The following is an 11,678-nucleotide window of genomic DNA, read 5'->3' as shown; positions in this document are numbered from 1 at the left end:
TGCCGGAAGCGTCGGTGGTCGTGGTGCGGTCGCCCGCGCTGAAGTCGCCGCTGTTGTCGTCGTCGATGAAGATCGTCACCGGACCATGCGTCCACGCGACGTCGTCCGCGGTCTTGCCGTCGCCGGTCAGGTCCTCATACTTCGTGCCCGAGATCGAGAAGGGCGCCGGATTGCTCAGCGCGCTCCATTCCTCAAAGGTGCCGGTGCCAGACCAGTCACCACCCTGGAATCCCATGGCGGTATAGAAATACAGGAAGTTGCCGTTCGCAGGATTGAAATTGGCAGTCGGCACCAGAACAATCACGTCGCCGCCACCGCCACTGCCGCTGTCATACTCGGCGTCCATCAGAACCGAGTAGGTCCCCCCAGCATTCATATTGTAAGCTAAAGTGGTGTTCCCAGAAGTGAAATGGAAGTTGGGGTCCGTCCCGGCGGTGTCAGGGCCGGCCGCGAAGCTGCCCGCACCAAGACTGCCATTGGCCGACTGGTAGATCTTCAGCTGATCGAGCGAGAGGAATGGATTCGCCCCCGTCTGATGCATATCAAGACGGAATGCGTAATACGCTCCGTTCGGGTTTACCGTGCCATCGGCATCGACTTTGATCAGAGAGTTCAGAGCAATGACCATATTGTGCTGGCTGGACGTCTTTTCATCCAACACGCCATCGGGGCTGTTGAAGCCCTGCTCCGCGCCGGCATTCTGAATCTGCGCAAACACGGACCAATTGCCGGTGCCGGAAGAACCGCTTACCAGATTGGAGAAAATCGTGGTGTCGCGGCTCGAAAACCGAGCACCGGCGGCGTCCATAATCGTGTTGTCGGCGGTTATGTCGATGTGGGTGTCGACATAGGCAAAGGTCGTCGGCGGCGTCTGCGGCGGCGGCGCATCCGTGAACACTGTCGTGGCCGTGTTGCCCAAATCGTCGGTGGCCGTCAGCACGAACGCCTGGTTCGCCGCGTCGCCGTTGACGTACCAGGACGTCTGGATCGAGCCGTTGACAACGCCGTCGAGATCGCCGGCGCCGCCATCGGTTACGGTCCAGGGCGTACCGGTGCCGGTGAGATCGTAAGTGAGCACATCGTCCGCGGTGCCGAGGACGCCGTCGGCGCCGGCGCTGAGATGGGCAACCTCGAAGGTGAACGTGCCGCCGTCCGAGACATTGGTGGTCGTGATTCCCACCGTCTCGCCGGGCGCGTAATCCGCATCCGCTTGGTCAAGCAAGATTGCAGGCTGCGCGACGGGGTCGGCGCTTCCGGTTGTCGTAGGATCGGATGTCGCGAGCGGATCACCTGTCAGATTGTCCGTAATGTCGGCCATGACGTTTCCCCTTGAAGTTGAATCCGGTTACGTTTCGTGTCTGCTGTTTCCATTTTCCCGCGTGACGCGGGTTTACTGCCTGAAGGCTCGAGTGATCTGGTCCCGCAAAGGCTTCACCAGGTAGGAAATCACCGATCGGTCCTCGGTCTTGATGAAGGATTCCACCGGCATGCCGGGCACCAGCTTGACCTCGCCGAGGCGCGCGACCTGGGCGGCGGTCGTCCTGATGCGCACGGTGTAGTAGCTGGCGCCGGTGCGCTGGTCGGTGGCGATGTCGGGCGAGGTCCTCTCGACCACACCGTCGATTTGCGGCGTGGTGCGCGTGTTGAATGCCGAAAAGCGCAGCGAGGCCGACTGGCCGACCCACAACTTGTCGATGTCGCTGGGCGCGATCCTGGCTTCCACGGCAAGGCTGTCGTTGTCGGGCACGACCTGCATGATCGTCTCGCCCGGTTTCACCACGCCGCCGACCGTATAGACGATCGACTGCTGCACGACACCGTCCTGCGGCGCCCGGATGTCGACCCGCTTCAGCTGGTCCTCGGCGGCGACCTTGCGCTCCAGGAGTTCGCTCATCTGGCCGTCGACGTCTCGAAGGTCCTTGTTCACTTCGGTGCTGAGGTCGAGATCGATCTGTATGATCTGCAGCTTGATCTCGGCGATCTTCCCCTCGGCCTGCGCCTGGGAGGCAACGAGCTGGCCCCGTTCGCCGTCGAGGCGCGTGGCCTCGCGCTCAGTCTGGGTCAGCCGGTCGATCGAGATGAGCTTCTTCGCCCAGAGCGCGCGCACCGAAGCGAGCTCTTTTTGCTCCAACTCAATCTCCTTGCTATTGGCTTCCGCCTGCGCGATGTCGCCGGCGATCTCTTTCTCGAGCTGGGCGATGCGTTCCCCAAGCTGGCTTTTCTGGCCGGCGCGGGAGGTGCGCCGGGTCTCGAAATGCTGCTTTTCGCCTGCCACGGCTTCAGCGACGTCGGGATCGGCGACACGGTCCAGAAGCTCTTTCGGGAAGATGATGTCCTCGCTGCCGCGGCGTTCCGAATCGAGACGCGCCTTGCGCGCCGTGAGCTGGTCGAGCGCCTTGCTCACCACCGCAAGATTGGCGGCCGGCACGGTGCGGTCGAGACGCAGCAGAAGGTCGCCGGCTTTCACCTTGTCGCCGTCGTGGGCATCGATCTCGGCAACGATGCCGCCGGTCGCATGCTGAACGTTCTTGACGTGGGAATCGACCACAAGCGCGCCGGGCGCGATAACCGCGCCGGCGATCTCGGTGACCGACGCCCAGCCGCCGACGCCACCGGCAAGCAGCAGCACGGCCCCGAGCCCTAGCCGTGTATAGAAGCGGATCGACGCGTGGGAGTTGCCCGGCGCGGCCATGTCAGTTCCCTCCCCCGGTTCGGATGCCGGCAGCAACAGGGGCTGAGTCCGCGGTCGGCCGCAGCGGCGGGTTGCTTGACGCGACCGGCCGCAGCATCGGGAACATCTTGGCGAAAACCTCGTCCTTCGGTCCGAATTCGTGCAAGCGCCCCTGATTCATCGCCATGATGAAATCGACTGCGGCAAGCACGTTCGGACGATGGGCGACGATGACGACAACGCCCCCGCGCTCGCGAACGCCAAGCATCGCGCGGATCAACGCCTGCTCGCCGTCCATGTCGAGATTGGAATTCGGCTCGTCGAGCACCACGAGGAACGGGTCGCGGTACAGCGCGCGTGCCAAGGCAATGCGCTGGCGCTGCCCGGCCGAAAGTGCTTCGCCATGCTCGCCGATCTCGGTCTCGTAGCCCTGGCGGAAGCTGACAATCAGGTCATGCGCGCCGGCGGCCTTTGCCGCGGCGATGATAGCGTCGGCGTCGGCGTCCAGTTCGAAGCGCGAGATGTTCTCGGCGACGGTGCCGGCAAACAGCTCCACATCCTGTGGCAGGTAGCCGATATGGCGGCCGCGTTCCTGCGAGGACCACTGGTCGAGATCGGCGCCGTCAAGCTTGACGCGGCCGCTTACCGGCTGCCAAGCCCCGACGAGAGCCCTGACCAGGGTGGATTTTCCCGAACCGCTCGGGCCGATGATGCCGAGCCCATGGCCCGCCTCCATGGCGAAGCTGGCGTCTTGGACCAGCAGCCGTTGTGCTCCAGGAGCCGCGATCATCGCATTCTGCATTGTCACGCTGGCGTTAGGCGCCGGCAACAGCATCGGTTCATTCTCGGCAGGCATGGCCGCCAGCACTTTGGTCAACCGTTGCCAGCCCTGGCGCGCGCTCACGAAACCTTTCCAGTTGGCTATCGCGAGATCGACCGGCGCCAGCGCGCGGCCGCTGAGGATGGAGGCGGCGATGATGACGCCCGCCGTGGCCTCCTGTTCGATCACAAGCCAGGCGCCTATGCCGAGCATCGACGACTGAAGCAGCATGCGCAGTACTTTCGACACAGCGCCGAAGCTGCCGGCAACGTCGCTGACCTTGCGCTGGTCAGCAATGAAATCGAGATTGGCATCTCGCCAGCGCGACGCGAGCCCGCCGGCCATACCCATGGCGGCGACAACTTCAGCATTGCGCGTGCCGGCAGTGATAAGCCCACCGCGCCGGTTTCCACTCAAGGTGGCGGCCGATACCGGTTGTCGGGTCAACCGCTCGGCAAGCAGGGTCAGCACGACCAGCACGATTGCCCCGAGCAGCGCCGTCACGCCAAGCACCCAGTGGAACATGAAGATGATGACCAGGTAGATAGGCATCCATGGCAGGTCGAAGAGCGCCGTCGGACCTATGCCGGACAGGAAGCCGCGCACGCTGTCGAGATCGCGCATCGGCTGCAGACTGTCGCCCTCGCGCCCTGCCTTCAGCGGCAATCTCAGCATCGAGGTATAGACGCGATGGCCAAGCGCCTCGTCGAGCGCCCCGCCGATCCGCACCAGAACCCGAGCGCGCACGAAATCGAGAAAGGCCTGCCCGCAATAGAGGATGACGAGCAGGATCGAAATGCCGACGAGCGTCGGCAGGCTGCGGCTGGGCAGCACGCGATCATAGACCTCGAGCATGTAGAGTGAGCCCGCCAGCATCAGCACGTTGAGCATGCCGCTGAACAGGCCGACCGCGACGAAGGCGGACCGGCAGCTGGCAAGCGCGGCGGCGAGTTCGGAACGAGCGGAGCCGGCCGGCCGACGGCCGGTCGCTCTCGTCGAAGGTTTGCTGCGTGTCACTGTGCGAGAGTGCGCGGCGTCGACGACGCTTTCCGCCGCATCTTGCACCACGCCGCCTCGGGCGCGGAACATGGCCAGGCAACCGAAACCTACCATCGCCGCCGCGACGAGCATCGAGCCTATCGATACATGCCGGCCGGAGCCGAAGAGGAAAAACATGGCAACGCAAGCGACGAGGATCAGGCCGACAAGCCGCACCTTCGCCTGCGCCGAACCAAAGGCTGTGCCCATCAACCTGAGCGACGCGCTACTGAACCCCACAGCCACGACACGCCTTTCACATCCCGGGCGCGTCAGTTGCCGCCGTTGGCATGATGGCCGGGCGAGACAGCCCAAGCACCCGTGCCAAGAGCGCTGAGATCAGCGCCTACTCCGTAAAGGGGGGATTCGCATAACGTCGAGCAAGCCGCACCAACTGCTTTTGGCCGGCGAGTGGCGGCTCTCGACGGCTTACTGCTCAAGGATGACGGCGACGGCGGCGAAAATGCCGCAATGCTATTCCTACCCCAGTAGCGCCGTAACTCGTTGTTGCCGGTCGGGAGATTATTTGCGCTACCTTATATTAGGAAATTATTAACTCTACCGGAGCGTGCGTCAACGGGCAACTCGATGAAGAGTTTGTGACATGCCTCAAATCTATGCATAAAAGGCTGCTAATCAGTACAAAGAATACCTCGGGTTATTCTTAGGTCCAGCTCAACCGAAGACCTATGCGCCGACCCATCGGACTTCGGTTGTCGGACCTCGGTCGCCACCGCTTGCGCCTGAAGGGTGCGATCAGAGGAGACCCTCAGACAGCGTTCTTCTTCCCCCGCTTGCCGCCATGCCTGGCGACCGCCTTTTCGACGGCGCGCTTCAATTCGTCCTTGATCTCCGCCGTCTCGGCCATCAGTGCCTCGATCTTCAGAAAATCGAGCACGCGATACTTCGAGACTTTCGGGCGGATCAGGATGTCGGGCCTGGACTGCTGCAGCTTGTTGGCGATGATCGACTGCATCATCAATTGCGAGGCGCCATACATCAGGTCGACCGTGGTCGGGTGCTTGCGCTCGGCGTCGCTCGGCGCACCGACAACGTCGATCGCGATGATGATGTCGGCATCTTTTTCGAGGAGATCGAACGGGACGGGATTGTAGATGCCGCCGTCGATCAGCAGGCAGCCATTGCGCACCACCGGACGGAACACCGCGGGGATGGCTGCAGAAGCCGCGAGCGCCGAATGCAATTCACCCTCGGCGAGCACCGCCAGCTTGTGACCGAAATAATCGGTCGCCGTCACCTTGAGCGGGGTCTTCAGCGCGTCGAACGTCTGCGGGATCGCTTCGGGCAGGAAGGCCTTCAGGATGCGCTCGATGTTGAACTGGCCGACGCGGATGCCGCCCTGCATGGCCTCCGCGATCGTGCCCGGCCGCGAGCGCCACATGCGCGCCGCCACTTCGGCCCGGCTGCCGAGGATCGATCGGGCATAGCCGTGGATCTCGGCGCCCGTCATGCCCGACGCCATGCCGGCTCCCACGATGGAGCCGATCGACGAGCCGGCGATCGCCACCGGCTTGATGCCAAGCTCGTCGAGAGCCTCGATGATATGGATATGCGCGAGACCGCGCGCGCCGCCGCCGCCGAAAGCCACCCCGAAGGTCGGGCTCATCCCTTGCCGCCTCCCGCCACCTGCACCAGTGGCGGGCCGATGACCATCACGGCGGGATCGGCCGACAGCAGCTTCTTCGCCGCCGCCTTGACGTCGGCCAGCGTCACCGCGTTGATGAGCGCGGCGCGGCGCTTCATATAGTCGATGCCGAGATTGTCGACCTGCAGCTCGACCAGCGTCGCGGCGATGGAGCTGGAGGAATCCAGATTGTTGATGGCGTAAGCGCCGATCATGTATTTCTTGATCGCCGCAAGCTCTTCCTCGGTGGGGCCGTTCTCAGCCATGTCCTTCACCACCTGGCGAACGATCGCAAGCGTTTCGGCGGCGCGGTCGGAGCGCGTCGCCGTCGTCACCAGCAGCGCGTGGGAGTGCTCATTGTCGACGAGATCGGAACTGACGCCATAGGCGAGGCCGCGTTTCTCGCGCACTTCGGCGAAGAGCCGCGAGGTGAAGGTCGAGCCGCCCAGAATCTCGTTCATCAGAACCGTGGCGAAGAAATCCGGATCACTGCGCTTCACGCCCGGCCAGGCGAGCTGCAGCGAAGTCTGCGGCAAGTCGTAATTCACTTCGAGCTGCTGCCCGAGCTTTGGCGTGACATCGGCCACCGGAGCCAATGTCTGCTTTTCGGGCAAATCGCCGAAGACCTCGTCCAGCTTGTCGCTCAGCGCCGCGGCATCGATGTCGCCGACCACCGCCACATGCAGGCCGTCGCGGGCGAAATTGGCCTTGTGGAAGGCCTTGATGTCATCGGCGGAGATGGTCGTCAGGCTGTCCTTCGTCCCCTGGTCGGAACGCGAATAAGGATGCTCGCCATAAATGGCGCGCAGCCAGCGCTGCTGCGCCACCGTGTTCGGATCGCGCTCATTGGCGAGAATGCCGGAGAGCACCTGGGCGCGGATACGGTCGATCGGCGCCTGATCGAAACGCGGCCGGTTGACGGCAAGTCTCAGCAGCTCGAAAGCGTTCTTCTCCTGCGACAGCATGCGCATCGAGCCGTAGGTGCCGTCGCGCGCCGCCTGGAAGCTCATCTCGGCGCCGGCATCGTCGAGCTTCTGCTGGAAGGCGTCGCTGTCGAGGTCGCCGGCGCCTTCGTCGAACAGGCCGGTCATAAGGTTGACCAGGCCCTCCTTGCCGGCCGGATCCTGCGCGCTGCCGCCATCGAAGACGAAGCGGATGGCGATCAGCGGGATCGAATGATCCTCCACCAGCCAGGCGGTGATGCCCTTCTTCGACTTCACCTCCTGGATGTTCATCTCCGCGCGGGCCGCGAGCGCCGGCAGGAGCAGGAAGAACAGGGCGAAGCAAAGGGTGGCGACGGCGCGATGGATTTTACCTTCTCCCCTTGTGGGAGAAGGGAAGCCGCTGGCATGATCCATGCTCATCATCAATTCCCCGCCTGTTGCTGCGGCAAGAGATAGCCGGTGGTCGAATGATCGAGCACCAGGTAGCGGGCAGCCACCGCCTTGACCTCACCGGCGGTGACCTTGCGGATGCGGTCCGGCCATTCCTGCACGTCCTTGACGTTGCCGCCGGTGGCAAGCGTGGAGCCATACATGTTGGCCATGTCGTCCTGTTTGTCGCGGGCAAAGATCATGGAGCGCACATAGCGGGTCTTGGCCCGTTCCAGCTCATCGTCGCTCACGCCGTCCTTGACGATGCGGGCGATCTCGGCGTCGACCGCCGCCTCTACATCGGCAAGCTTGGCGTCGCCGCGCGGCGCGCCATAGACGGTGAAGTTGGTGGCATCGAGCATCGTACCCTGGAAATAGGCGGCCGCGTCGGAGGCGATCCCCTGCTTGACGACGAGTTCCTGGTAGAGCCGGCTGCGGTTGCCGCCGCCGAGGATCTCGGCGAGCAGATCGAGCGCCTCCGCCTCGCCGGGCTTGGCCGTATGATAGGATGGCACGACCCATTGCGTCGAGAAGCTCGGCACCGAGACGCGCGCATCTGTCAGCGTCACTGTGCGTTTGGTGTTCTGCTCCGGCTCGACCGGGCGGATGCGCGGCCGCAGATCCGGACCGCGCGCGACCTTGCCGTAGGTGCGCTCGGCCATCGCCTTGACGGCATCCGGCTCAACGTCGCCCGCTACGATCAACACCGCGTTGTTGGGCCGGTAATAGTTGTCGTAGAAGGCTTTCGCGTCCGGACGGTTCAACTGCTCCATCTCCTGCATCCAGCCGATCACCGGAATGCGATAGGGCTGGTTCTGCCAGAGCGTCGCATCGACCTCCTCGTCGAGAACCGCCTGCGGGTTGCTGTCGATGCGCGAGCGGCGCTCCTCCAGGATGACGTCGCGCTCGGTCTTGATGACGTCGTCGGTCAGGATCAGGTTGCGCATGCGATCGGCCTCGAAGCTCATCATCTGTTCGAGCGCCGAGGGTGGCACCGTCTCGTGGAAGGCGGTGTAATCGTAGGAGGTGAAGGCGTTGTTGGAGCCGCCGATCTCGGACACGGCACGATCGAACTCGCCGGCCGCGTGATGGGTCGTGGCCTTGAACATCAGATGCTCGAAGAAATGCGCGATGCCGGATTTGCCGGCGGGCTCGTCGGCGCTGCCGATCTTGTACCAGACCATGTGGGTGACGATCGGCGCGCGATGGTCCGGGATGACGACCACTTCCATGCCGTTGTCGAGCAGGAAATCCTTGACGTCGCCATCGTCGGCCGCGCGGGCCGGAGCCGACGCCGCCATCGCCAGCGTGCCGACAAGGAGCGCCGCGCGCAGCGCAATCCGTGTAGGTGTCATCAAGTTCTCCGGTCCCGGTTGCGCGACGATAGGCAAGGTTCGCTGGTGAGGCAAAGTGAATTGTTCGGCATTTTCGAGGCGTGGCCGGAGCGTGATGCCGAAAAGTGTGAAGTGGTTTTCGGACGACATCATGCTCACTTCCAGAACAACCTAGCTGGCCTCGATGAACCGGATAACCGTTTCGCGGTAATTGCGCTCGTCCATCACCGAAAAGCCAGCGCCCGGCTCGAACGGCGCCGAGGCCGCCTCCTCGACGACGCAGAGCGCGCCGGGCAGAAGCCAGCCGCCGGCCCTGGCCGAGCGCAGCGCGCGCTCGCCGAGGCCTTTGCCATAGGGCGGATCGGCGAAGATCAGGCCGAAGGGCGAGATCGTGCCGGCTTCACCGAGATGCGTGGCATCGCGGCGGAAGATTTTGGTGCGGCCGGTGAGCCCGTAGGCCTCGACATTCTCGCGGATCAGGCCGCGCCCCTCGGTCGATTCCTCGATGAAGACGCAGTAGGAGGCGCCGCGCGACAAAGCCTCGAGCCCGAGCGCGCCCGTGCCGGCGAAGAGGTCGAGCACACGGCCGCCCTCCAGCCTGTCGGCGTAGCGATGCGCCAGGACGTTGAACACCGCCTCGCGGGTGCGGTCGGTGGTCGGGCGAATGGCATTGCTTTTCGGCGTCGCCAGCGGACGCCCGCGGAACTCACCGCCGACGATCCGCATCGCCGCCCCTCTTAGGACCACGCGGCCTGTTGCCGCCATCGCCTTCGGGGCGCTCGCCGCGGGGCTTGCCGAACGGCTTCGCGCCCGGCTTGCCCTTGCCGCCCGGCTTGTAGGATGCCTTGCGCGCCTTCGCCTCGGCGGCCCTCGCGGCGTCGGCTTCCGCCCTGCCCTTGCCGATCGGCCGGGCGCCTGGCGCCATCCAGACATTGGCCTTGCGCTGGCCCGGCGGCTCGATCGGCCGTTGCTCGCGCTCGGACTTCTTACCGCCGAAACGGGGCTTGTCGCCAAACCCGCCACGCGGCTTGTCGCCGAAGCCGCCACGATCGGACTTCGCGCCGCGCTCGCCGAACGCCCGCTCAGGCTTCGTCGAGAGCTTGCTCAGCGCCTCGTCGCGGCTGCCTTCGCGGCGCTTGCGCGCCTTGATCAGTCCACCCTCGCCGATCGGCCGGCGGTCGCCGTCGCGCGTGAATTTCGGCCGGTCGGCTTCTTCGCGACGCGGACCACCGCCGCGCACCGGCTTGTTGGAAAACGGCTTTTGGATTTCGGCATCGAAATTGGCGCCGGCTTCCTCGATCAGCCGCTCGCCGAGCTGCTCGCGCAGCACGCGACCCTTGATCTCCAGCACATGTCCCTCGGGCAGATCTTCCAGCTGGAACGGTCCGTAGGAGATGCGGATCAGCCGTGTGACGTCGAGGCCAAGCGCGCCGAGGATGTTCTTCACCTCACGGTTCTTGCCTTCGCGCAGGCCGAGCGTCAACCATGCATTGGTGCCCTGCTCGCGGTCGAGCGAGGCCTCGATCGAACCGTAGAAGACGCCGTCGACGGCGATGCCGTCGCGCAGGCCGGCCAGCGCGCTTTCCTCGACCTTGCCGTGGACGCGCGCGCGATAGCGCCGCAGCCAGCCGGTGGCCGGCAGTTCGAGCACGCGCGACAGTCCGCCGTCATTGGTGAGCAAGAGCAGGCCTTCGGTGTTGATGTCGAGCCGGCCGATGGTCATCAGCCGCGGCAGGTCGGACGGCAGCACGTCGAAAACGGTCTTGCGGCCTTCCGGATCGCGGTTGGTGGTGACGACGCCCGCCGGCTTGTGGAACAGGAACAGGCGCGTGCGCTCGATCGGCGGGATCTCGGTGCCGTCGAGATGGATGACGTCGGTGGCGCTGACGTTGAAGGCCGGCGAGTCCAGCACCTTGCCGTTGACCTTGACGCGGCCGGCCGCGATCAGTTCCTCGGCGTCGCGGCGCGAGGCGATGCCGGCGCGCGCCAGCCGCTTCGCGATGCGCTCGCCGGCCTCCGGCGCGGCTTCCGAAGGACGCGGACGCGGCTTGAAGCCGCCTTCCGGCTTTCCCGCGCCGCGCGGACGATCGCTGAAATCACGCTTCGGCCGGTCGGCAAAGTCGCGTGCAGGGCGCTCGCCGAAAGCAGGCCTGGAGCGCTCGAAACGGCGTTCGCCACGCTCGCCTTCAGCGGCCACCGGCCGGTCACCGCGTGGCGTATAGGGCTTGCGGCCCTCGCGTTTGTCGAAGGGTTTGCCGTCGCGCGGCGGGCCTTTGCGGAACGGCCGGTCGCCGCGCTCCGCGCCTTCACCCGTGTCACGCGGCCCCGTTTCACGCGGCTTGTAGCTGCGCTTGAAGTCGCGGGCCGGGCGCTCGCCTTCGACGGCCATCGGCCGGTCACCACGTGGCGCAAAGGGCTTGCGACCTTCGCGCTTCTCGAAGGGCTTGCCGTCACGCGGCGGACCTTTGCGGAACGGCCAGTCGCCGCGCTCCGCGCCTTCAGCCGTGTCACGCGGCTTGTAGCTGCGTTTGAAATCGCGGGCTGGGCGCTCGCCTTCGGCGGCCATCGGCCGCTCACGCTTCGCGAACGGCTTCTTGGCGCCGTAGGCCAGCTTGTCGTCTCGCAGGCCCGCCGGTTTCGAGCCGCCTTTGCGCGGCCCGCGTGGAGATTTCCTGTCGTCGTCCATTACTTTGCTCGTCTTTGCCTGCTACAGCGCCGCGCGCCCTTGCGGACGCCCAACGCAGGCAGTGTCATCTTGATTTTGCGCATCCAGCGCGCGGCAAAAACCGATTCCGGT

At 65.0% G+C, this 11,678-nt stretch carries 8 protein-coding genes; all 8 read right to left on the bottom strand.

Annotated features, from left to right (window positions below):
- On the bottom strand, nt 1–1,318 hold a 1,318-nt coding region (locus tag EN862_RS17240; RefSeq protein ID WP_210235669.1), incomplete at its 3' end, for a hypothetical protein.
- A gap of 72 nt (nt 1,319–1,390) precedes the next feature.
- Complete coding sequence (locus tag EN862_RS17235) at nt 1,391–2,692, bottom strand: HlyD family type I secretion periplasmic adaptor subunit (protein ID WP_127865458.1); 1,302 nt, start codon at nt 2,690–2,692, stop codon at nt 1,391–1,393.
- 1 nt (nt 2,693) lies between these two features.
- Entirely contained in the window at nt 2,694–4,739 is a 2,046-nt protein-coding gene (locus EN862_RS17230) for a type I secretion system permease/ATPase (RefSeq protein ID WP_245519614.1), read from the bottom strand.
- 559 nt (nt 4,740–5,298) lie between these two features.
- Nucleotides 5,299–6,156, bottom strand: a complete 858-nt coding sequence (locus EN862_RS17225; protein ID WP_127865457.1) for a patatin-like phospholipase family protein — start codon at nt 6,154–6,156, stop codon at nt 5,299–5,301.
- Nucleotides 6,153–7,532, bottom strand: coding sequence for a pitrilysin family protein (locus EN862_RS17220; protein ID WP_245519632.1), 1,380 nt, complete (start codon nt 7,530–7,532; stop codon nt 6,153–6,155). The genes EN862_RS17225 and EN862_RS17220 overlap by 4 nt, the downstream gene beginning before the upstream one ends.
- An 8-nt stretch (nt 7,533–7,540) precedes the next feature.
- Nucleotides 7,541–8,902 carry a pitrilysin family protein gene (locus EN862_RS17215; protein ID WP_127865456.1) on the bottom strand — a complete coding sequence of 454 codons (1,362 nt, stop codon included), beginning with the start codon at nt 8,900–8,902 and terminating at the stop codon, nt 7,541–7,543.
- A gap of 150 nt (nt 8,903–9,052) precedes the next feature.
- On the bottom strand, nt 9,053–9,607 hold the full coding sequence (gene rsmD / locus EN862_RS17210) for a 16S rRNA (guanine(966)-N(2))-methyltransferase RsmD (RefSeq protein ID WP_127865455.1): 555 nt from the start codon (nt 9,605–9,607) through the stop codon (nt 9,053–9,055).
- Entirely contained in the window at nt 9,588–11,567 is a 1,980-nt protein-coding gene (locus EN862_RS17205) for a pseudouridine synthase (protein ID WP_127865454.1), read from the bottom strand. Before EN862_RS17205 ends, rsmD begins: the two co-directional genes overlap by 20 nt.
- Nucleotides 11,568–11,678 lie beyond the last annotated feature (111 nt).

The sequence above is a fragment of the Mesorhizobium sp. M2E.F.Ca.ET.219.01.1.1 genome, assembly GCF_004016445.2.
Classification (GTDB): domain Bacteria; phylum Pseudomonadota; class Alphaproteobacteria; order Rhizobiales; family Rhizobiaceae; genus Mesorhizobium.
Note: the sequence above shows the minus strand (reverse complement) of the source record. Positions and strands in the feature narration are given on the sequence as shown.